The following is a 21,373-nucleotide window of genomic DNA, read 5'->3' as shown; positions in this document are numbered from 1 at the left end:
TGACCCTGCTAACGTGTCTGTCTCAAGAGTAAGGAGCACGACCATGAAATGTAAACGCCTGAATGAAGTTATTGAACTCCTCCAGCCAGCCTGGCAAAAAGAGCCCGACCTTAACCTGATGCAATTTTTGCAGAAACTGGCGAAAGAGTCAGGTTTTGACGGTGAACTGGCGGATTTAACCGACGACATTCTGATCTATCACCTGAAAATGCGCGACTCTGCAAAAGACGCGGTTATTCCCGGTATTCAGAAAGATTACGAGGAAGATTTCAAGACGGCGCTGTTGCGCGCTCGTGGCGTAATTAAAGAGTAAAAGCTTGTAAGCGGGGCCACCGAAGCTGTTATGAAATGATATCCTGAATCATTCGACGTATTTTCCGGATGATGGGATGAATAACAACACTTTCAATTTCCAGACATTACACCCGGATACCATCATGGATGCGCTGTTTGAGCAGGGGATCCGGGTGGATTCTGGTCTTACCCCGCTTAACAGCTATGAAAACCGTGTCTATCAGTTCCAGGATGAAGACCGTCGGCGTTTTGTCGTTAAATTTTATCGCCCTGAGCGCTGGTCAGTTGATCAGATCCTGGAAGAGCATCAGTTTGCGATTGAGCTGCTTGAGGATGAAGTCCCGGTTGCTGCGCCGTTGGCTTTTAATGGTCAGACGCTATTATCGCATCAGGGGTTCCACTACGCGATTTTTCCAAGTGTAGGCGGTCGACAGTTCGAAGCGGACAATATCGATCAAATGGAAGCGGTGGGCCGTTATCTGGGGCGTCTTCATCAGACCGGCCGTAAGCAGCCATTTACCTGGCGACCGACCATCGGGCTGGACGAATACCTCGTCGAGCCGCGTAAACTCTTCGAGCATGCCCAACTCATTCCGTCCGCACAAAAGGCCGCATTTCTGAAAGCGACGGATACGCTGATTGCGGCCGTCATTGAGCGGTGGCATACAAATTTTGACAGCCTTCGTCTACATGGCGACTGCCACGCTGGAAATATCCTCTGGCGCGAGGGGCCGCTGTTTGTCGATTTAGATGATTCCCGCAACGGTCCTGCCATTCAGGATCTGTGGATGCTTCTTAATGGTGATAAAGCTGAGCAACGTATGCAGCTTGAAACGATTATTGAAGCTTATGAAGAAGTTAGTGAGTTCGAAACATCTGAAATTGAACTGATTGAACCTTTACGTGCTATGCGTTTGGTTTATTATCTTGCCTGGCTGATGCGTCGTTGGGACGATCCTGCGTTTCCTAAAAACTTCCCGTGGTTAACTGGGGAAGATTACTGGCAACGACAGACCGCGACATTTATCGAGCAGGCAAAAGTCCTGCAAGAACCCCCATTACAATTAACACCCATGTATTAATCGGAGACGTAATCATGAAAAAGATTTGGCTGGCGCTGGCTGGTATGGTTTTAGCTTTTAGCGCATCGGCAGCGCAATTCGAGGATGGTAAGCAGTATACCACCCTGGAAAAGCCCGTTGCCGGTGAACCGCAGGTGCTGGAGTTCTTCTCCTTCTATTGCCCACACTGCTACCAGTTTGAAGAAGTCCTTCATGTTTCTGAGAATGTGAAGAAAAAACTTCCTGAAGGCGTCAAAATGACCAAATACCACGTTGAGTTCCTGGGCCCGTTGGGCAAGGATCTGACGCAAGCGTGGGCCGTTGCGATGGCACTGGGCGTAGAAGATAAAGTGACTGTGCCGATGTTTGAAGGGGTACAGAAAACCCAGACCGTGCAGAGCGTTGCAGATATCCGTAAAGTGTTCGTGGATGCCGGTATTAAAGGCGAAGATTACGATGCCGCGTGGAACAGCTTTGTCGTGAAATCACTGGTTGCGCAGCAGGAAAAAGCTGCTGCCGATCTGCAACTGCAGGGCGTGCCGGCGATGTTTGTTAACGGTAAATATCAGGTGAATCCGCAGGGCATGGATACCAGCAGCATGGATATCTTTGTTCAGCAATATGCTGACACGGTGAAATACCTGGTCGGTAAGAAATAAAAGCAGCGCCGGTCAGTGACCGGCGTTTTTAGTTGTCGCTTTAATCTCTTCTATTAACACGTCTTTTTCGCTCCATAGCGTATTCAGCCATAGCTGGAAACGACGCTTAAATCCTTTATCGTTAACGTAGTCGCCGTGCAGTTCTTCCTGAATGGGTTGCATGTCCACGCGAACCACTATGCGCGTTAGTTTCCCGCTCAGCATATCGAAGAAGGGCGTACGGTCGTTTTCCGGATAGCACAGCGTAACATTAAGTAATTTATCGAACTGCGAACCTAACACATTCAGCGCCATCGCAATGCCCGCCGCCTTTGGTGGCAACAGGTGTTGATACGGCGAGCGGGTCTGCTGACGTTTTTCTTCGGTAAAGCGGGAGCCCTCGACGAAATTAACGATCGTGGTGGGATGCGCGCGGAATTTCTCGCAGGACCGACGGGTAGTCTCGACATCTTTACCGCGGCGTTCCGGGTGGCGCAGGAGATAAGCGCGCGAATAGCGCTTCATAAATGGCATATCCAGTGCCCAGCAGGCGAGGCCGATAAAAGGTACCCAGGCCAACTGTTGCTTAAGGAAGTACTTGTTCATAGGAATGTGCTTGCGAAAGAGTACGCACAGTACCACGATGTCCGCCCAGCTGTGATGATTACACACCAGCAGATACCAGTTTTTCTTGCTCAGTCCTTCCAGGCCCTGCACATCCCATTTCAGCCATGGATTGAGATGCAACAGCAGGGCGAGGCCTTCACACCAGCAATACATCATGAAATTACAAAACAGAGATACCTTGCGCCAGACGAACGGAACGGGCAGCAGGAGCTTTACCAGTCCGGCCAGAATGATCGGTACGGAGCACAAAATTGTGACCACAATGGTCAATGCAATGCTCAGCAACAGGGTGACTGTAGCGAGTAATCTCGCCATGATTAAATTATTCAAAGGATTAGCCATAAACAGTACGCTAAAGTCGCGCAAGGGGGCTGATTTTATCAGAAAATGACTCAAATGACGGTTCTTCGCGACAGAGAAAAACACGCCATATCTATCCACATTCAGTAATTCAATGAAAACATAAAGGGTTTATTCTGTCGTTTTTATAATTAATTGAATTTAAAGAATTTTATAAATGATGGTTAACGCATCGTTTTGAAATTAATGCGATGAAAATTAATTATTCACAAAGTTATCCACAGGCGGCTTTGCGAGCGATCCAGAAGATCTGCAAAAGAATTACGACAAATGTGGTGAAAAACTCATGTTTTCATCCTGTCTGTGGCATCCTTTATCCATAATCTGATAAACAGGCACGGACATTATGGTTCAGATCCCAGAAAACCCACTTATCCTTGTAGATGGCTCCTCTTATCTCTATCGCGCATACCATGCGTTTCCGCCGCTGACCAACAGCGCAGGCGAACCGACAGGCGCGATGTACGGTGTCCTCAATATGCTGCGCAGCCTGATCATGCAATATCAGCCAACGCATGCCGCAGTGGTATTTGATGCCAAGGGTAAAACCTTCCGTGACGAATTATTCGAGCATTACAAATCGCATCGCCCGCCGATGCCGGACGATCTGCGGGCGCAGATCGAACCGCTGCATGCCATGGTGAAGGCGATGGGGCTACCGCTGCTGGCTGTATCTGGCGTGGAGGCGGACGATGTTATTGGTACCCTGGCGCGTGAGGCAGAAAAAATGGGGCGCCCGGTGCTGATCAGTACCGGCGATAAAGACATGGCCCAACTGGTCACGCCAAATATCACACTCATCAATACCATGACCAACACCATTCTTGGTCCAGATGAGGTGGTGACAAAATACGGCGTGCCGCCGGAACTGATCATCGATTTCCTGGCGCTAATGGGCGATTCCTCCGATAACATTCCGGGCGTACCGGGGGTCGGGGAAAAGACCGCGCAGGCATTGCTACAGGGGCTGGGCGGCCTGGATACTCTTTATGCTGAGTCCGATAAAATTGCCGGGTTGACGTTCCGTGGTGCGAAAACTATGGCGGGTAAACTTGAGCAAAACAAAGAGGTGGCATACCTCTCCTATAAACTGGCGACGATCAAAACAGACGTTGAGCTGGAACTGACCTGCGAACAACTGGAAGTGCAACAACCCCAGGCTGACGAACTGGTTGGGCTGTTTAAAAAGTATGAATTCAAGCGCTGGACCGCTGATGTCGAAGCGGGCAAGTGGTTACAAGCAAAAGGGGCAAAACCGGCGGTAAAACCGCAGGAAACGATTGTCATTGATGAAGCCCCGGAAGAAGCCGCTGTCGTACTTTCTTATGAGAATTACGTGACCATTCTCGATGAAGCGACGCTGGAAACGTGGATTACGAAGCTGAAAAAAGCGCCAGTGTTTGCCTTCGATACCGAAACCGACAGTCTGGATAACATCTCCGCCAACCTGGTAGGGCTCTCATTCGCTATTGAGCCGGGAGTGGCGGCTTATGTGCCAGTGGCGCATGACTATCTGGATGCGCCGGATCAAATCTCCCGCGACCGTGCGCTGGCGATGCTCAAGCCGCTCCTGGAAGATGAAAACGCGCGTAAGGTCGGGCAAAATCTCAAGTACGATCGCGGCATTCTGGCGAATTATGGTATCGAACTGCGCGGCATCGCTTTTGATACCATGCTCGAGTCGTACATTCTGAACAGCGTTGCCGGACGTCACGATATGGACAGTTTGTCCGATCGCTGGCTGAAACATAAAACCATCACTTTTGAAGAGATTGCGGGTAAAGGGAAGAACCAACTAACCTTTAATCAGATTGCGCTGGAAGAGGCGGGACGTTACGCGGCAGAAGATGCCGATGTCACCTTACAGCTGCATCTGAAAATGTGGCCAGAGCTGCAGCAGCACAAAGGGCCGCTGAACGTCTTTGAAAACATCGAAATGCCACTGGTACCGGTGTTATCTCGTGTAGAGCGTAACGGTGTGAAGATCGACCCCGCGGTGCTGCACAAGCACTCCGAGGAGATCACGCTCCGTCTGGCGGAGCTGGAACAGAAAGCCCATGAGATTGCAGGAGAAGTATTTAACCTTTCTTCAACCAAGCAGTTGCAGACGATCCTGTTCGAAAAACAGGGCATTAAGCCGCTGAAGAAAACCCCAGGCGGCGCGCCGTCAACCTCTGAAGAAGTGCTGGAAGAACTGGCGCTGGATTACCCGCTACCTAAAGTGATTCTTGAGTATCGCGGTCTGGCGAAGCTGAAATCGACCTACACCGACAAACTCCCGCTGATGATTAACCCGAAAACCGGGCGTGTGCACACCTCTTATCATCAGGCCGTGACCGCGACGGGCCGTTTGTCATCGACCGATCCGAACCTGCAAAACATTCCGGTACGTAATGAAGAAGGGCGTCGTATCCGCCAGGCATTTATCCCGCCGAAGGATTACCTGATTGTTTCTGCGGACTATTCGCAGATTGAATTGCGTATTATGGCGCACCTTTCACGCGACAAAGGGCTGCTGACGGCGTTTGCCGAAGGGAAGGACATTCACCGTGCCACCGCCGCCGAAGTGTTTGGTCTGCCGCTGGAGACCGTGACCAGCGAACAGCGTCGCAGCGCGAAAGCGATCAACTTTGGTCTGATCTACGGTATGAGTGCGTTCGGTCTGGCGCGCCAGTTGAACATTCCGCGTAAAGAAGCGCAGAAATACATGGACCTCTATTTTGAACGTTATCCCGGCGTGCTGGAGTATATGGAACGCACTCGCGCTCAGGCGAAAGAGCAGGGCTACGTTGAAACGCTGGAAGGCCGTCGTCTCTATCTGCCGGATATTAAATCCAGCAACGGCGCGCGTCGAGCGGGTGCGGAGCGTGCGGCGATTAACGCCCCGATGCAAGGAACCGCTGCCGATATTATCAAACGGGCGATGATTGCGGTCGATGGCTGGCTGGAAATGGAAAAACCGCGCGTGCGTATGATCATGCAGGTACACGATGAACTGGTGTTTGAAGTACACAAAGACGACCTGGACACGGTAGCGAAAAAGATCCATCAGTTGATGGAGAACTGCACACGCATTGATGTACCGCTGCTGGTGGAAGTTGGAAGTGGTGAAAACTGGGATCAGGCGCACTAAGTGCTCGCGAGATAACGCGCTTTTTTCGTAATTAAGCAACATAAGTGCGCGATTTTTGTGATGGGTATTGGAATTCCCTATGTAAAGAATGAAAAAAAATTACAAAAAGTGCTTTCTGAGCTGCTCAAAAAAGAGTAAAGTTATTCGCGTAGGGTACAGAGGTAAGATGTTCTATCTTTCAGACCTTTTACTTCACGTAATCGGATTTGGCTGAATATTTTAGCCGCCCCAGTCAGTTTCTGACTGGGGCGTTTTTTATGGGCGAAAGAAAGATAGGGTCGGCGTGCCAGACCGGATAAGACGCACCGCGTCGCTATCCGGCGTCGCGATGAATTACTCCCCGCCCTGATCCTCTTCCACCGGCGCCAGTTCGTTAAACCAACTGTCCAGCTTCTGCCGTAATTTATCCACGCCCTGCTTTTTCAGCGATGAGAAGGTCTCAACCTGCACATCGCCGTTAAAGGCTAATACCGCTTCACGGACCATATTCAGTTGGGCCTTACGCGCCCCGCTCGCCAGTTTGTCCGCTTTCGTCAGCAGCACCAGAACCTGGATGTTGCTCTCGACGGCCCACTGGACCATCTGCTGGTCGAGATCTTTTAGCGGGTGGCGAATATCCATCAGCACCACCAGTCCCTGCAGGCTCTGGCGTTTTTCCAGATATTCACCCAGCGCGCGTTGCCACTTGCGCTTCATCTCTTCCGGCACTTCGGCGTAACCATAGCCGGGCAGGTCAACAAGGCGTTTGCCGTCGACCACTTCAAACAGGTTAATCAATTGAGTGCGGCCAGGCGTTTTCGAAGTCCGCGCCAGGCTCTTCTGATTGGTCAGCGTGTTCAGCGCGCTGGACTTACCTGCGTTGGAACGGCCAGCAAATGCCACTTCAATCCCCGTATCGGAAGGTAAATGGCGAATATCAGGCGCGCTCATCACAAAGTGCGTCTGTTGATAATTCAGGTTAATCAAAGCGGTCGTCTCCGTCAGTCAAAGCTTTGCCGCGATTATACCTGAACAGGAGCAAAAGACTGATTTTTCGACATGGGTCTGTTGTGAGTAAAAACCCTGCATATTGTGAGACATTGCCGATTGTTCTTATACGAAATTTCAGAGTAATTGCAGAGAATATAATTAAATAAATCAACTAAATCATACTATTAAAAGGTATGTAATATTCTGAAAATGGCTGAACTGTGCGGCCAACGACTTGTTACTTTACTCCAAAAGAGTAGAGTAACCCCCATAGCGAGGATAGCTGTACAGGAAGACGACTCAGGATGAGGGTCAGGAGCGCCAGGAGGCGAAGACACAGGATTGTCAGGATGACAGGCGTTCGGAGACGTTGGTATACGGAAACGGAAAAGACACGGAATGTTCCAGGCTGACGGAAAAACAGGGTGCGTTGATAGCCGACAGGGAATGTAGGACCCGTTCAGGGTTGTGAGTAAGGTGAAAAGGCGACAGAGCAATCTGTCGCCTTTTTTCTTTATTTCTGCTAGATTCCGGCGCAATTATATACTGAATAAAACAGCCAAAGACGAATCACTATGAAATCCACTTCTACACCACGCGGCAAAGGCCCTGCAAAGGCACGCCGTAAAACCCGCGAAGAGCTGAATCAGGAAGCTCGTGACCGCAAGCGTCAGAAAAAACACCGTGGACACGCGGCGGGTAGCCGTGCGACCGGTGGTGACGCGGCGTCAGGCGGTAAAAACAAGAACCAACAGAAAGATCCACGCATCGGCAGTAAAACCCCTATTCCATTGGGCGTGACCGAAAAAGTCACCAAACAGCACAAACCGAAGAGCGAGAAACCTATGCTTTCACCGCAGGCTGAGTTGGATTTACTGGAAACAGATGAGCGCCTGGACGCGCTGTTAGAACGTCTTGAAGCAGGCGAAACCTTGAGCGCGGAAGATCAGTCCTGGGTGGATGCCAAACTGGATCGCATCGATGAACTGATGCAGAAGCTGGGCCTCTCCTACGATGATGACGAAGAAGAGGAAGATGATGAGAAGCAGGAAGATATGATGCGCCTGCTGCGTGGTGGTAACTAACGGTTTACACCGTGGGCCTGCCCGTCCTGCTTATAACCCTTCCGGTTATATGTTATCTGGTGTGGTTATTCGTTAAACTACAGCGGTTGTCGCGGCGACAGAAGTGGCTGCGCAGCCGGCTTAGTACTCGAAATGGAGTGCGGCCGGTACGCCGTACCCGCCAGAGACGCCATCGGAAGGAGTGAGCATGTCAGAACAACAAATAGACTGGGATCAGGCCCTGATCCAGAAATATAACTATTCCGGGCCGCGCTATACCTCGTACCCGACCGCGCTGGAATTTTCTGATGCGTTTGGCGAACCGGCATTTTTACAGGCTGTCGCGCGCTATCCTGAGCGTCCGCTCTCGCTTTACGTCCATATCCCGTTTTGCCATAAACTCTGCTACTTCTGCGGCTGCAATAAGATTGTGACCCGTCAGCAGCATAAGGCCGATCAGTATCTGGATGCACTGGAACAGGAAATTCTGCACCGTGCGCCGCTGTTTGCCGGACGCAAGGTCAGCCAACTGCACTGGGGCGGCGGCACGCCGACTTACCTGAATAAAGCGCAAATCAGTCGCCTGATGGCGCTGCTGCGAAATCATTTCCACTTCAATGCGGATGCGGAGATTTCGATCGAAGTCGATCCCCGTGAGATTGAGCTGGATGTGCTCGATCATTTACGCGCGGAAGGCTTTAATCGTCTCAGCATGGGCGTGCAGGACTTCAACAAAGAGGTCCAGCGACTGGTTAACCGTGAGCAGGATGAGGAGTTTATTTTTGCGCTGCTCAATCACGCACGTGACATTGGCTTTACGTCGACCAATATCGATCTGATCTACGGTTTACCTAAACAGACGCCGGAAAGTTTCGCCTTTACCCTGAAGCGGGTTGCGGAATTAAGCCCCGATCGTCTGAGCGTCTTTAACTATGCGCATTTGCCGACGCTGTTTGCCGCGCAGCGCAAAATAAAAGATGCCGATCTGCCCAGCGCGCAGCAGAAGCTGGATATTTTGCAGGAAACCATCTCCTCGCTGACAGAGACCGGCTATCAGTTTATTGGTATGGACCATTTTGCCCGCCCGGATGACGAACTGGCGATTGCCCAGCGCGAAGGCGTTCTCCACCGTAATTTTCAGGGATATACCACCCAGGGTGACACCGATCTGCTGGGGATGGGCGTTTCTGCCATCAGTATGATTGGCGATTGCTATGCCCAGAACCAGAAAGAGCTGAAACTCTACTATCAGCAGGTGGATGAGCAGGGAAATGCCTTATGGCGCGGTATCGCGCTGACTCGCGATGACTGTATCCGTCGTGACGTCATCAAGTCGCTGATCTGCAATTTCCGTCTCGACACTGCCTCAGTTGAGCAGCAGTGGGATCTGAACTTCGCGGATTATTTTGCCGAAGACCTGAAGCTGTTGGCGCCGCTGGCGAAAGATGGGCTGGTGGATGTGACAACGAAGGGGATTCAGGTCACGCCGAAAGGGCGTCTGCTGATTCGCAACATTTGCATGTGCTTTGATGCGTATCTGCGCCAAAAAGCGCGGATGCAGCAGTTCTCACGCGTGATATAAAAACGTTGCCCGGTGGCGCTAACGCTTACCGGGCCTACGATTGATGTTGCCTGTAAGCCAGATAAGCATAGCGCCATCCGGCACAGTGTTAGCTGAACAGCCCAACCAGCGCGGCGCACAGTACTGCGGCAACCGCAGTTTGTGGCGTATGGCTGTCGACCGCTCCGCTTGATAGCAGATTTATAATCGATTCCAGCATGTTTTGTCCCCCGTTTGCCGGGCACGATCATACTGAACTCATCGGAACAGTAAAGTGCAAAATAACGGCAATTTGCGCTCAATTATTAATCTTTACACAACCGTGTGACGTTACTCCATTCCCAGCTCTTTCAACTTACGCGTCAGGGTATTACGCCCCCATCCGAGCAAGCGTGCCGCTTCCTGTTTATGGCCCTGTGTATGGCGTAGTGCTGTGGTCAGCAACGTGCGCTCCATTTCAGGTTGTGCTTCCGACAGCAGGTTTTGATGACCGGATCGCAGCGCCCGATCCGCCCACTGCGCCAGAAGCGTGGCCCAACTGTCCGGCTGGAGATGCGACGGGCTTTCGGGCGCGGTGGCTTCGAACAGTTCAGCGGGGAGATCCTGAATTAATACCTCTTGTCCAGCCGCCATTACGGTTAACCAGCGACAGGTATTTTCCAGTTGGCGAACGTTGCCCGGCCACGCCAGCCGCGTCAGCGCCGCTTCGGTTTCCGGGTGCAATAACTTAGCTTCTACGCCCAGTTCGCGCGCTGCAACCTGCAGGAAGTGGCGGGCCAGGCGCGGAATATCCTCCCGGCGCTCGCGCAACGGCGGCAGGTGTACGCGGATGACGTTCAGACGATGGAATAAATCCTCACGAAACTTGCCTTCCTGCACACGCAGTTCCAGGTTCTGGTGAGTCGCGGCGATGATTCGCACGTCCACCTTCACCGGCGCATAGCCGCCAACGCGATAAAACTGTCCGTCGGCTAATACGCGCAAAAGACGGGTCTGCACATCCAGCGGCATATCGCCAATCTCATCAAGAAACAGCGTGCCACCATCGGCCTGTTCGAAGCGTCCCTGACGAATGGTATTCGCTCCGGTAAATGCCCCTTTTTCATGACCAAACAGCTCGGATTCGATCAAATCTTTCGGAATCGCCGCCATGTTGAGCGCGATAAACGGCGCTTTGGCGCGTGGGCTGTGGCGGTGCAGGGCATGGGCGACCAGTTCTTTACCCGTCCCGGACTCTCCGTTAATCAACACGCTGATGGAGGAACGCGAGAGCCGCCCGATAATACGAAATACATCCTGCATGGCCGGCGCTTCACCGATGATGTCGGTTGTCGGGCCGTTGATCTGAATATTGCGCGGCTGCTGCTGTTCCTGATAATGGCTGATGGCGCGTTCAACCAGCGCTACCGCTTCATCGATATCAAAGGGTTTCGGCAGATAATCAAACGCCCCTTGCTGATAGGCGCTGACGGCAGCATCCAGATCGGAATGCGCAGTCATTATGATGACCGGCAGCATTGGATGACGCTGTTTAATCTGTTTTAACAGCGCCAGTCCGTCCATCCCCGGCATGCGAATGTCGGACAACAGTACGTCCGGCGTTTTGCTCGCCAGCGCGCCCAGCACGTCGTTACCGTTTTCAAAGGTCGTACAACTCAGACCCGCCCCGGCGAGAGCACGTTCAAGCACCCAACGGATGGAACTATCGTCATCGACTACCCAGACTATCCCTCGTTGCATAAGCACCTCTATTTCCGAATCGGCAGATAAACCGAGAACTCGGTATGGCCTGGCCAACTGGTAAATTCAATTTTGCCGGAATGCTGATCGATCAAATTACGGGCGATGGATAATCCCAGCCCGGTGCCGCCTTCGCGGCCGCTGACCATGGGGTAAAACAGCGTATCCTGTAAGTGGGAAGGAATCCCCGGTCCGTTATCTTCGACGTCGATACGCGCCGCCAGGCGATAGCGCTCGCCGTGCAGCGTGAGCTGGAACGCGGTACGGGTACGTAGCACAATCTCCCCACCGTCTGCCCCCAGAGCCTGCAATGCATTACGGACAATATTCAACAACACCTGCTCGATCTGTTCCGGGTCGTGCGGCAATTCCGGTAGGCTGGGATCGTAATCGCGGACCAGCGTGACGTTGGCCGGTAATTCCATAGAAACCAGCGCCACCACGCGCTCTGCCACCTTATGAATGCTTTCCGTGACATGCGTTCCCGGCATCTGCGGGCCCAACAGCCTGTCGACCAGATTACGCAGTCGATCAGCCTGTTCAATAATGACTTTGGTGTATTCCAGCAGCGCCGGGTCGGGCAGGGCTTTACTTAATAGCTGTGCAGCGCCGCGTAAGCCACCGAGCGGGTTTTTAATCTCGTGTGCCAGTCCTCGCACCAGATCGCGCGCAGCGACCTGCTGAGCGTGCTGTAGCTGCTCCTGGCTCAGGCGGCGCTGATTATCCATCGGCGCCATTTCGAGCAGGATCTGGCCGTCTGGCAAACGCTGCGCGGTGAGCGAAAGAATGTGTGAACGCCCATCAATCACCAACGTGACCTCATTGTCGGTAAACCCTTGTCCCGCCTCTAAGCTTTCACGCATCAGTTCGATATTCAAAGAAAAATAGCTCAGGAGTTCAGGAAGCGGCGTACCAAACAGTTTGCGGGAGCTTTGGGCGAGTAACTGCTGCGCGGCCGGGTTGGCGTAATGCACCGCCAGCTCATCGTCGACCAGTAAGATGCTGTTGATTAAAGAATTGAGGATCTGCCCAGCATCGGGCAGCGTGCCTGTTGCCATACAGCAGTCTCCTGAAAAATTTGCACCAATTTAGTGCATTATAGCTTTTTATGTAGAAAAAGCGCGAAGGATCAGATTGTTGACGGTGAAAAAAGCCCATCGTGAGATGGGCTAAAAGTTTCCACGGCAACTAAAAAACACCTGACGTCTTTCACGCCGCTGCTGCGTTGGCTACCTTCGCTCACCCCAGTCACATCGTTATCCTGTTCCTGGGGATTCGCTCCGTTGCCGCCTTGCCGCAACGTGAAATTCGTCGGGCTTTTAAGATACAGTTAAACGCTGTAGTACAGCTCAAACTCTACCGGGTGCGGCGTCATACGTACGCGGTCGTTTTCTTCAATACGCAGCGCGATGTAAGCATCGATAGCTTCATCAGTGAACACGCCGCCCGCTTTCAGGAACTCGCGATCCAGGTTCAGCTCGTTCAGTGCTTCTTCCAGAGAACCTGCAACCTGTGGGATCTCTTTCGCTTCTTCCGGCGGCAGGTCGTACAGGTTTTTGTCCATGGCTTCGCCAGGGTGGATCTTGTTCTTAATGCCGTCAAGACCGGCCATCAGCAGTGCTGCAAAGCACAGGTACGGGTTCGCTGCCGGATCCGGGAAACGGACTTCGATACGACGTGCTTTTGGAGACGCGACCACTGGAATACGGATAGAGGCAGAACGGTTACGGGCAGAGTAAGCCAGCATAACCGGTGCTTCGTAGCCCGGGACCAGACGCTTGTATGAGTTGGTGGTCGGGTTCGCAAGGGCGTTAATCGCTTTAGCGTGTTTGATTACGCCGCCGATGTAGTACAGCGCTTGCTCAGACAGGCCCGCATATTTGTCGCCAGAGAACAGGTTGGTACCGTTCTTGGACAGGGACATGTGGCAGTGCATACCGGAACCGTTATCGCCGAACATCGGTTTTGGCATAAAGGTCGCGGTTTTGCCGAAGCGGTGAGCGACGTTGTGTACCACATATTTGTAGATCTGAATTTCGTCCGCTTTTTTGGTCATGGTGTTGAAGCGGGTTGCCACTTCGTTCTGACCCGCAGTGGCCACTTCATGGTGGTGAGCTTCAACGACCAGGCCCATTTGCTCCATCACCAGACACATTTCAGAACGGATGTCCTGAGCAGAATCTACTGGTGGAACCGGGAAGTAGCCGCCTTTTACTGCCGGACGGTGACCTTTGTTACCACCTTCGTACTGGGTGGAGGAGTTCCAGGCGCCTTCGATGTCATCGATAGCCACGTGAGAACCGGAGATTGACGCGCCGAAACGGATGTCGTCAAACAGGAAGAATTCTGGTTCTGGCCCAAACAGAACGGTATCCGCGATGCCGGTGGAGCGCAGGTATTCTTCAGCACGCTTGGCGATAGAGCGCGGGTCGCGGTCATAGCCTTGCAGGGTGCCAGGTTCCAGGATGTCACAACGGATGATCAGTGTAGAATCCGCGAAGAACGGGTCGATGACTGCGGTAGAAGCATCCGGCATCAGCACCATGTCGGATTCGTTGATGCCTTTCCAGCCACCAATCGAAGAGCCGTCAAACATTTTGCCTTCTTCGAAGAATTCGGCATTTACCTGATGAGCAGGAATCGTGACGTGCTGTTCTTTACCTTTGGTATCAGTGAAGCGCAAATCAACAAACTTCACTTCGTGCTCATTCAGCATCGTCAAAACGTGTTCAGCGGACATACTTAACTCTCCAGATTGGTCATAGTCGTCGTGGTAACGAGGTGTTCAATTCTTTAATCATTGGCCGTGTCGCCGTAAAAAAGATAAAGCGAAATCTGTGCCAACTTTTAAATTGCCCCTAAAAGGCGTTATCATGCGCACCATCGTGCAAAAGGGTTGCACCATGCCGTGTATGTTGCACCAGTATAGTGCTTTAATGTGAACATTAAGCACCATATTGGTGCAATGGACCGTGCATAACCCTTTTAACGCTCCGTGAAAGCGATCACAAAGAAACTCTGCAATACTTGTTTGCGGAGGATGTTTGTGATCCTGTTTTGTAGTGCGATTAATCCGTGTACAATAACGCGCTATTTCTAATGCCTGAGGCAAAGTTGTGATCGAAAATTTGCGTAACATCGCCATCATCGCGCACGTCGACCATGGTAAAACTACCCTGGTTGATAAGCTGCTGCAGCAATCCGGTACGTTCGACTCTCGTGCCGAAACTCAAGAGCGTGTGATGGACTCCAACGATTTGGAGAAAGAGCGTGGGATTACCATCCTCGCGAAAAACACCGCTATCAAATGGAATGATTATCGTATCAACATCGTTGATACCCCTGGGCACGCAGACTTCGGTGGTGAAGTTGAGCGTGTCATGTCCATGGTTGACTCTGTGCTGCTGGTGGTTGACGCATTTGACGGCCCAATGCCGCAGACGCGCTTCGTGACCAAAAAAGCCTTTGCGCATGGCCTGAAGCCGATCGTGGTCATCAACAAAGTTGACCGTCCTGGCGCGCGTCCGGACTGGGTTGTCGATCAGGTATTTGACCTGTTTGTGAACCTCGACGCGACCGACGAACAGCTGGATTTCCCGATCATCTACGCTTCTGCGCTGAACGGTATTGCTGGTCTGGATCACGAAGATATGGCGGAAGACATGACCCCGCTGTATCAGGCGATTGTCGACCACGTACCTGCGCCGGACGTTGACCTTGATGGTCCGTTCCAGATGCAGATCTCTCAGCTGGACTACAACAACTACGTTGGCGTTATCGGTATCGGCCGCATCAAACGCGGTAAAGTGAAGCCGAACCAGCAGATTACTATCGTGGATAGCGAAGGCAAAACTCGCAACGGTAAAGTCGGTAAAGTCCTGACTCACCTGGGTCTGGAGCGTATCGATAGCGATCTGGCAGAAGCAGGCGACATCATCGCGATCACCGGTCTGGGCGAGCTGAACATCTCTGACACCATCTGCGATCCGCAGAATGTGGAAGCGCTGCCGGCACTGTCTGTTGATGAACCGACCGTCACCATGTTCTTCAACGTCAACACCTCTCCGTTCTGTGGCAAAGAAGGTAAATACGTTACCTCTCGTCAGATCCTTGACCGCCTGAACAAAGAGCTGGTGCACAACGTTGCACTGCGTGTTGAAGAAACTGAAGATGCGGACGCGTTCCGTGTATCCGGTCGTGGTGAGCTGCACCTGTCTGTTCTGATCGAAAACATGCGTCGTGAAGGTTTCGAAATGGCGGTTTCCCGTCCGAAAGTTATCTTCCGCGAAATCGATGGTCGTAAACAAGAGCCGTTCGAGAACGTGACGCTGGACGTTGAAGAGCAGCACCAGGGTTCTGTCATGCAGGCACTGGGCGAGCGTAAAGGCGACCTGAAAAATATGAATCCAGATGGCAAAGGCCGCGTACGTCTCGACTACGTGATTCCAAGCCGTGGTCTGATCGGCTTCCGTTCAGAATTCATGACCATGACCTCCGGTACCGGTCTGCTGTACTCCACCTTCAGCCACTACGACGACGTACGTCCGGGTGAAGTGGGTCAGCGCCAGAACGGCGTACTGATCTCCAACGGTCAGGGTAAAGCGGTTGCGTTTGCACTGTTCAGCCTGCAGGACCGCGGTAAGCTGTTCCTGGGTCACGGTGCTGAAGTGTACGAAGGCCAGATCATCGGTATTCATAGCCGTTCTAACGACCTGACGGTAAACTGCCTGACCGGTAAGAAACTGACCAACATGCGTGCTTCCGGTACTGACGAAGCCACGGTTCTGGTTCCACCGGTTAAGATGACTCTGGAACAAGCTCTGGAGTTTATCGATGACGACGAACTGGTAGAAGTGACGCCGCAGTCTATCCGTATTCGTAAACGGCACCTGACGGAAAACGATCGCCGCCGCGCGAACCGTGGTCCGAAAGAAGATTAATAATTTACATTGATAGTAAAGCCCAGATGGATGAAAATCTATCTGGGCTTTTTTTATCCTTTTTACGATCTCAATCAACCTATCTTTTTTTTGTCCATATAACTATTAAATAGGCGCTTTCTTGTTGAGGATATATTCATATTTAATATATTTATGAGGGAATCAATGATTTATTGTACATTAAACCTACGAGAAATTTCTCAGGATAATACATTAAAGTTAAGATGTGCTGGTTCTGGTGTATATGATGTTTTTTCTGGCTTAGGACATTTAAAAAATAATCCAGATGCTTATATGGAAAAAAATGGCCCAATACCTCCTGGAAAGTATTGGATCGTTGATCGTCCCACTGGGGGGATTGGTTCGATATTAAAACAAAAGGAGAAGGAATGGCGCACTGGAAATAATTACGATGAGTGGTTTGCATTGTTTAAAAATGACAGTTTAATAAATGATAAAACGATTGTGGTGTTTAAGTCTTATATAGGTGTTGGTCAATCGGATTATCTAAATGATATCCGCGCTCTTTTGGTTCATGAACCTCCTGAACAAGATTCAGTATATAAAAAACTTAATATATCAGTTTATCAGAAAAGGGCACTAGTGAAAAATGCTAGTGAAAACTTTTCAGGTATTAACGAGCGTCCTTTTACCTATAATTTACAAGAGCGCTCTTCTTTTAGATTACATCCGTTGCGGCCAGATGGTACCGGAGTTTCAGACGGTTGTATAACATTTTACCATAGAGAAGATTTTAATAAATTGAGACGCGATCTTTTACGTGCCAATAAACAAAAAGTGCCGGGGAGTCAACTTGAAGCCTATGGCATAATTACTGTTTCGGATAATAGATATGACAAATATTAGCTATATTTTACTGTTTATAATATCTACTTCCGTCTCATTCGTATGGGCGATTTTGATATATTATCTGAACCCACATGGTTATTATCTTGATTTGTTTATAATTTATTTTGTGACTTGTTGTTTTTTTATATATTTTTTGATGCTGCGTTTTTTCCATCCAGTAGATTATAAAACTGTTGCTGGCGGTATAGTTTATTTATTGACGTTTAGCTATATCCCATTGATAATAGATATGCTTAGTATAATTGAAGGTTTTGTTTCATGGCTGTATTCCTTCCTGAGTTTGGATGAATATAACAGAAACTATTTTCTTGTTAACTATGAAGTGACTATCTATTTGGCTTTTTCATCATTGATTGCTCTGAGCATAACTTGGGTACTAGATTTAATATTAACCAGATATTTAAAAATAAAATGCCTATTTATCAGGAAATAGTTTATTCACTTCTTAAGTGAGGGCCTTTAGTGGCCCTCATCTGGTACAGATTAGAAGAAATATTTAACCCCAACGCGAATCTGATTTTGTTCGCGGTGATAGGGTTCTACGTTCCGGTCCAGCCAGCGCAGTTCGAAGTAGGGCAGCCAGTTCTGGTTGATCCGATAACGGAAGGTATTCGTAATTTCCCAGTGATGATCCTTGCCATTGCTGCTATTAAAATCATTCACCCGCATAAAATAGTGGGGTTCAAAGGTATACGAGAATTTATCGGTAATAATAAAGTTCCAGTAGTTGCCGATCTCATAGGTATCATTATTATCCCGATCGCCATTTAAATCGACCGAGCTGTAATTATTATGGTTGTAGCGGTTACGCACCGTCAGATTAAACCACGGTGTAAACTTGTAATTCACGTCCAGATACACCGCGCCGCTGGAGCCAATACTCTTGTCGGTAATCAACCCGCCAGGTTGGATCGTTAATTTATCCGTGGGTTTGAAGAGCGGATACCAGCCCTCGATCTCGTTATAGCCGTGTTTTAACTCGTCTTCACGCTGGAGCGTATAGGTATTAGTGAGCATAATGCCCGCACCCATGTCAAAGTTATAGCCAACGCGCAGCATGATCTCTTGTTGATCGGATGCCAGATTATACGCCTCCCGGTTTTCGACATAAGCGCCAGCAACTACAGAGGTGGATATCACTGAAGATAACAGAATGAGAGTATGTAATGTTTTCATCATAAATCCATTTTTTAAGCGTAGGGAAGCCGCCATCCATCTGGATGGAAATAGCGGCAAGATTTGTTTAAAGATTTACAGTAGCGATGTTTTTATTGTTATTGGTTACGTCAGAACGAGTGTTGTTCTTTTTTCGTTGATTTATTTCCTCAATAATAAAAGCGAAACGCGCTTCGTTAAGCTTATAAAAGAAACCCATGGTCAGTGCAGCAATAATCGCCAGACCACAGGGCCAGAGAAAAATTAACTGGCGTAATCCCAGTAAGGTCGCGTCGCTTTGCGCGATGTTGGGGATATAACCAATCTGGGTCAACATCATTCCGGGCAGAAACCCCGCCAACGCAGCGGAAATCTTGCGCGAAAAGGTATATCCGGTATAGACGGAACCTTCTGCGCGAATCCCCGTTTTCCATTCGCCGTAATCCACGGTATCCGGCACCAGCGCCCAGTTCAGGCTGTTCACGAAGGCGGTACCGAAGAAGGCTACACAGGAAAAGGTGACGAATAAAAAGGAGGTTCCGCCCCAAAAGAAATTCAGGATATCCCCAACTGCCCAGAGTGTTAGCCCTCCGAGATAAACCTGTTTTTTACCGAAACGCCTTACGGTCATGGGTACTAACAGTACACCTGCCAGAATGCACCCCATGCTGAAGAAGCCCATCCATGAGAGCAAATGGATATCGTTCAGAACGTACTGTGTGTAATAGACCTGGATCGCCAGTTTGATGTTGAACGCTGCCAGCGTACACAGATTGGCAATACACAGCACTAACAGAGGTGGGTTGCGGAAAATGGCGCAGAACGACTTGAGAATGCCAGGCTTATGGTGATCTGGCACGATTTCGATGTAACGTTCCTTAACGCCACGGAAACACCACCACATACTGAACAGTCCGCACACGGAGAAAATCAGCGCGGCAATTAAATAGCCCAACGATGGCGAACGGGTAAACAACGCCTGAATCGGCATAAAGCCGACGGTACACAGCAGCAGACCAATGGTTGCGCCGCCCTGGCGCCAGGCGGCAAGCTGGGCGCGTTCGTGCGGGTTTTTGGTGATAGCTGGCACCATTGCACCATAAGAGCAGTTCATAAGGCTATAAAACAAACCAAACAGCATAAACAGGAGGGTGGCCAGCGTCGTCTTCACCGTTAAGGTAAAGTCCGTGGCAAAGAACTGCGCGCTGGCAACCAGCGCCACGGGAAAAGAGGCATAAAGTATGAAGGGGCGGAATTTACCCATTACACCAATATTACGGCGTGAATCCAGCAATACACCGGTTAATATATCGGTAAAGGCAGTAAAGAACTTCGCCACCAGGAAGATTATGCCGCCGTAATACGCAGGCATCCCCAGCACATCGGTATAAAACTTAAGCAGATACAGCGTCCCGATACACAGCATCAGGTTTGAGCCGAAATCACCTATGCCGTAGGCGCACTTCTCACGCAGGCTCAGTTTCAGCGTTAGCGGATCATGGTCAGACATAATCGCCTCTCATAACGCCCCGTAGGGCGTTGGATATTATTGTTTTAAATCGTTTGTTTACGGGCTTCGATTTCGCCAACGATACGGATATACATTTTTTCGTTGAGATTGTAGAAACAGCCCATTGCAATGATGGTGACGACCGCCAGCGCACAGGGATAAATAAAGATCAGCTGCCGTAACCCCTCGACCGTTCCCGCCGATTGCACCACGTTAGGCACATAGCCGATTTGGGTCAGCATCCATCCCGGGAAGAAGCCGGCCAGCGCCTGTGAAACCTTACGGAAGAACGTAAAACCGGTGTAAACCGTCCCTTCAGAACGCACGCCAGTTCGCCATTCGCCGTATTCCACCGTGTCGGAAACCAGCGCCCAGTTCAGGCTGTTCACAAACGCAGAGCCGAAGAATGCCAGGCAGGAGAACGCGACAAAACTGACCGAGCCTCCGCCGAAGAGGTAGTTGAGGAGATCGCCTGCAACCCAGATCAGCAGGCCACCGATATAGACCTTTTTCTTGCCAAAGCGACGCACCATCCCCGGCATTAAAAAGACGCCGATGAAGATACAGCCCATGCTGAAAAAGCCCATCCACGACAGCAAAATCGGATCGTTCAGCACGTACTGGGTGTAATAAACCTGGATCGCCAGCTTGACGTTAAATGCGCCGAGCGTGCAGAGATTGGCAATACACAGGATGAAAAGCGGACGGTTACCGGCGATGGCACGAAAGGACTGCAATAATCCCGGTTTTTGCGCCGCGTCGACAGGTTTCACTTCGACATAGCGCTCTTTCACCCCGGCATAGCAGCACCACATAAAGAACAACCCGAACAGCGAGAACAGCGTCGCGGCGAAGATATACCCCAGTTGCGAATTGCCTTCGATCAGGTTCATGACCGGCACAAAACCGACGGTGCACAGCAGCAGGCCAAGCGTCGCGCCACCCTGCCGCCAGGCGGCGAGCGAGGCGCGTTCGTCCGGGTTTTTGGTGATGGCGGGCACCATTGCGCCATAGGAACAGTTCATCATGCTGAAGAACAGCCCGTAGAGCATAAACAGGACGGTCGCCATGACCGTTTTTCCGGTGATTTCAAACGGTGTACCGACAAAGTTAGCGATAGCCAGCAGGGTCACCGGAAACGCAGCGTACATAACAAAAGGACGGAATTTACCTTTTGGACCGATTTTACGCCGTGAATCGAGCATAATACCGGTTCCCATATCGGTAAACGCGGTAAAAAACTTGGCAATAAGAAAAATGATACCGCCATAGGTGCCCGGTAAACCGAGAACATCGGTATAAAACTTCAGTAAATAGAGCGTACCGATATCCAGAAGAATATTGGAACCTAAATCACCCATTCCGTAGGCGAGTTTTTCCTTAAAGGGCAAGCGTAGGGTTGCCGGGTTGGTTATGTTTTGACTCATGATTATCCCTCATTTGCCCATGAG

General features: G+C 50.6%; 18 protein-coding genes and 1 pseudogene. 10 read left to right on the top strand and 9 right to left on the bottom strand.

Annotated features, from left to right (window positions below):
* Positions 1 to 43: 43 nt before the first annotated feature.
* From ACQ0PY_RS23735 to dsbA, 3 genes are all read left to right on the top strand, one after another.
* Positions 44 to 313: a YihD family protein gene (locus tag ACQ0PY_RS23735; protein WP_042325406.1), complete on the top strand. Its 270-nt coding sequence runs from the start codon at positions 44 to 46 to the stop codon at positions 311 to 313.
* A gap of 76 nt (positions 314 to 389) precedes the next feature.
* Complete coding sequence (locus ACQ0PY_RS23730; RefSeq protein WP_044257145.1) at positions 390 to 1,376, top strand: serine/threonine protein kinase; 987 nt, start codon at positions 390 to 392, stop codon at positions 1,374 to 1,376.
* Positions 1,377 to 1,390: 14 nt separating this feature from the next.
* On the top strand, positions 1,391 to 2,014 hold the full coding sequence (gene dsbA / locus ACQ0PY_RS23725; RefSeq protein WP_042325410.1) for a thiol:disulfide interchange protein DsbA: 624 nt from the start codon (positions 1,391 to 1,393) through the stop codon (positions 2,012 to 2,014).
* Between the two features lie 12 nt (positions 2,015 to 2,026).
* On the opposite strand, the gene yihG is transcribed toward dsbA, so the two are convergent.
* Positions 2,027 to 2,962, bottom strand: a complete 936-nt coding sequence (gene yihG, locus ACQ0PY_RS23720) for a 1-acylglycerol-3-phosphate O-acyltransferase, YihG family (protein WP_043001789.1) — start codon at positions 2,960 to 2,962, stop codon at positions 2,027 to 2,029.
* Between the two features lie 364 nt (positions 2,963 to 3,326).
* Between yihG and polA the strand changes: the two genes are divergently transcribed.
* Together polA and spfP are read left to right on the top strand one after the other, a co-directional pair.
* A complete protein-coding gene (gene polA, locus ACQ0PY_RS23715; protein WP_109739667.1) occupies positions 3,327 to 6,113 on the top strand; it encodes a DNA polymerase I in 2,787 nt (928 codons plus the stop codon).
* Between the two features lie 166 nt (positions 6,114 to 6,279).
* Positions 6,280 to 6,327, top strand: a complete 48-nt coding sequence (spfP, locus tag ACQ0PY_RS23710) for a small protein SpfP (RefSeq protein ID WP_071892919.1) — start codon at positions 6,280 to 6,282, stop codon at positions 6,325 to 6,327.
* A 119-nt stretch (positions 6,328 to 6,446) separates the two neighbouring features.
* Here the strand turns inward: spfP and yihA are convergent, their stop codons facing one another.
* Positions 6,447 to 7,079, bottom strand: coding sequence for a ribosome biogenesis GTP-binding protein YihA/YsxC (gene yihA / locus ACQ0PY_RS23705; protein ID WP_042998843.1), 633 nt, complete (start codon positions 7,077 to 7,079; stop codon positions 6,447 to 6,449).
* 213 nt (positions 7,080 to 7,292) lie between these two features.
* Between yihA and ACQ0PY_RS23700 the strand changes: the two are divergent.
* From ACQ0PY_RS23700 to hemN, 3 genes and pseudogenes are all read left to right on the top strand, one after another.
* Positions 7,293 to 7,554 (top strand): annotated as a pseudogene (locus ACQ0PY_RS23700) (hypothetical protein).
* Between the two features lie 103 nt (positions 7,555 to 7,657).
* Positions 7,658 to 8,167, top strand: a complete 510-nt coding sequence (yihI, locus tag ACQ0PY_RS23695) for a Der GTPase-activating protein YihI (RefSeq protein ID WP_042998845.1) — start codon at positions 7,658 to 7,660, stop codon at positions 8,165 to 8,167.
* Positions 8,168 to 8,354: 187 nt separating this feature from the next.
* The gene (hemN, locus tag ACQ0PY_RS23690) at positions 8,355 to 9,728 is read left to right on the top strand and encodes an oxygen-independent coproporphyrinogen III oxidase (protein ID WP_109739666.1); all 1,374 of its coding nucleotides are present in this window, start codon (positions 8,355 to 8,357) and stop codon (positions 9,726 to 9,728) included.
* An 88-nt stretch (positions 9,729 to 9,816) separates the two neighbouring features.
* Here the strand turns inward: hemN and ACQ0PY_RS23685 are convergent, their stop codons facing one another.
* From ACQ0PY_RS23685 to glnA, 4 genes are all read right to left on the bottom strand, one after another.
* Positions 9,817 to 9,927, bottom strand: a complete 111-nt coding sequence (locus tag ACQ0PY_RS23685) for a YshB family small membrane protein (protein ID WP_090050632.1) — start codon at positions 9,925 to 9,927, stop codon at positions 9,817 to 9,819.
* A 110-nt stretch (positions 9,928 to 10,037) separates the two neighbouring features.
* The gene (glnG, locus tag ACQ0PY_RS23680) at positions 10,038 to 11,447 is read right to left on the bottom strand and encodes a nitrogen regulation protein NR(I) (RefSeq protein ID WP_042998847.1); all 1,410 of its coding nucleotides are present in this window, start codon (positions 11,445 to 11,447) and stop codon (positions 10,038 to 10,040) included.
* Between the two features lie 8 nt (positions 11,448 to 11,455).
* Entirely contained in the window at positions 11,456 to 12,505 is a 1,050-nt protein-coding gene (glnL, locus tag ACQ0PY_RS23675; RefSeq protein ID WP_042998848.1) for a nitrogen regulation protein NR(II), read from the bottom strand.
* Between the two features lie 272 nt (positions 12,506 to 12,777).
* Positions 12,778 to 14,187, bottom strand: coding sequence for a glutamate--ammonia ligase (gene glnA, locus ACQ0PY_RS23670; RefSeq protein WP_042325425.1), 1,410 nt, complete (start codon positions 14,185 to 14,187; stop codon positions 12,778 to 12,780).
* Positions 14,188 to 14,563: 376 nt separating this feature from the next.
* Between glnA and typA the strand changes: the two genes are divergently transcribed.
* Positions 14,564 to 16,387 (top strand): ribosome-dependent GTPase TypA, encoded by a 1,824-nt coding sequence (gene typA, locus ACQ0PY_RS23665; RefSeq protein ID WP_042325427.1) that lies wholly within the window; start codon positions 14,564 to 14,566, stop codon positions 16,385 to 16,387.
* Between the two features lie 165 nt (positions 16,388 to 16,552).
* Complete coding sequence (locus ACQ0PY_RS23660) at positions 16,553 to 17,254, top strand: DUF2778 domain-containing protein (protein WP_224788373.1); 702 nt, start codon at positions 16,553 to 16,555, stop codon at positions 17,252 to 17,254.
* Between the two features lie 486 nt (positions 17,255 to 17,740).
* Here ACQ0PY_RS23660 and ompL read toward each other — a convergent pair whose 3' ends face one another.
* The 3 genes from ompL to ACQ0PY_RS23645 all read right to left on the bottom strand — a co-directional run bounded on the left by ompL (position 17,741) and on the right by ACQ0PY_RS23645 (position 21,349).
* Positions 17,741 to 18,433 carry a porin OmpL gene (gene ompL / locus ACQ0PY_RS23655; RefSeq protein WP_042998849.1) on the bottom strand — a complete coding sequence of 231 codons (693 nt, stop codon included), beginning with the start codon at positions 18,431 to 18,433 and terminating at the stop codon, positions 17,741 to 17,743.
* 67 nt (positions 18,434 to 18,500) lie between these two features.
* Positions 18,501 to 19,922, bottom strand: coding sequence for an MFS transporter (locus ACQ0PY_RS23650; RefSeq protein WP_044257152.1), 1,422 nt, complete (start codon positions 19,920 to 19,922; stop codon positions 18,501 to 18,503).
* 44 nt (positions 19,923 to 19,966) lie between these two features.
* Complete coding sequence (locus ACQ0PY_RS23645) at positions 19,967 to 21,349, bottom strand: MFS transporter (protein WP_042998851.1); 1,383 nt, start codon at positions 21,347 to 21,349, stop codon at positions 19,967 to 19,969.
* Positions 21,350 to 21,373: the final 24 nt, after the last annotated feature.

Source organism: Citrobacter sp. LST-B2 (genome assembly GCF_057983045.1).
The sequence above is the reverse complement of the archived record's forward strand: the minus strand, read 5'-3'. Positions and strand labels throughout refer to the sequence as shown.

Bases quoted from the DNA above. Each gene is read 5' to 3' on its own strand.
- ACQ0PY_RS23735 (WP_042325406.1), top strand. From the start codon at position 44: ATGAAATGTAAACGCCTGAATGAAGTTATTGAACTCCTCCAGCCAGCC.
- ACQ0PY_RS23730 (WP_044257145.1), top strand. From the start codon at position 390: ATGAATAACAACACTTTCAATTTCCAGACATTACACCCGGATACCATC.
- dsbA (WP_042325410.1), top strand. From the start codon at position 1,391: ATGAAAAAGATTTGGCTGGCGCTGGCTGGTATGGTTTTAGCTTTTAGC.
- yihG (WP_043001789.1), bottom strand. From the start codon at position 2,962: ATGGCTAATCCTTTGAATAATTTAATCATGGCGAGATTACTCGCTACA.
- polA (WP_109739667.1), top strand. From the start codon at position 3,327: ATGGTTCAGATCCCAGAAAACCCACTTATCCTTGTAGATGGCTCCTCT.
- yihI (WP_042998845.1), top strand. From the start codon at position 7,658: ATGAAATCCACTTCTACACCACGCGGCAAAGGCCCTGCAAAGGCACGC.
- hemN (WP_109739666.1), top strand. From the start codon at position 8,355: ATGTCAGAACAACAAATAGACTGGGATCAGGCCCTGATCCAGAAATAT.
- ACQ0PY_RS23685 (WP_090050632.1), bottom strand. From the start codon at position 9,927: ATGCTGGAATCGATTATAAATCTGCTATCAAGCGGAGCGGTCGACAGC.
- glnG (WP_042998847.1), bottom strand. From the start codon at position 11,447: ATGCAACGAGGGATAGTCTGGGTAGTCGATGACGATAGTTCCATCCGT.
- glnL (WP_042998848.1), bottom strand. From the start codon at position 12,505: ATGGCAACAGGCACGCTGCCCGATGCTGGGCAGATCCTCAATTCTTTA.
- glnA (WP_042325425.1), bottom strand. From the start codon at position 14,187: ATGTCCGCTGAACACGTTTTGACGATGCTGAATGAGCACGAAGTGAAG.
- ACQ0PY_RS23660 (WP_224788373.1), top strand. From the start codon at position 16,553: ATGATTTATTGTACATTAAACCTACGAGAAATTTCTCAGGATAATACA.
- ompL (WP_042998849.1), bottom strand. From the start codon at position 18,433: ATGAAAACATTACATACTCTCATTCTGTTATCTTCAGTGATATCCACC.
- ACQ0PY_RS23650 (WP_044257152.1), bottom strand. From the start codon at position 19,922: ATGTCTGACCATGATCCGCTAACGCTGAAACTGAGCCTGCGTGAGAAG.
- ACQ0PY_RS23645 (WP_042998851.1), bottom strand. From the start codon at position 21,349: ATGAGTCAAAACATAACCAACCCGGCAACCCTACGCTTGCCCTTTAAG.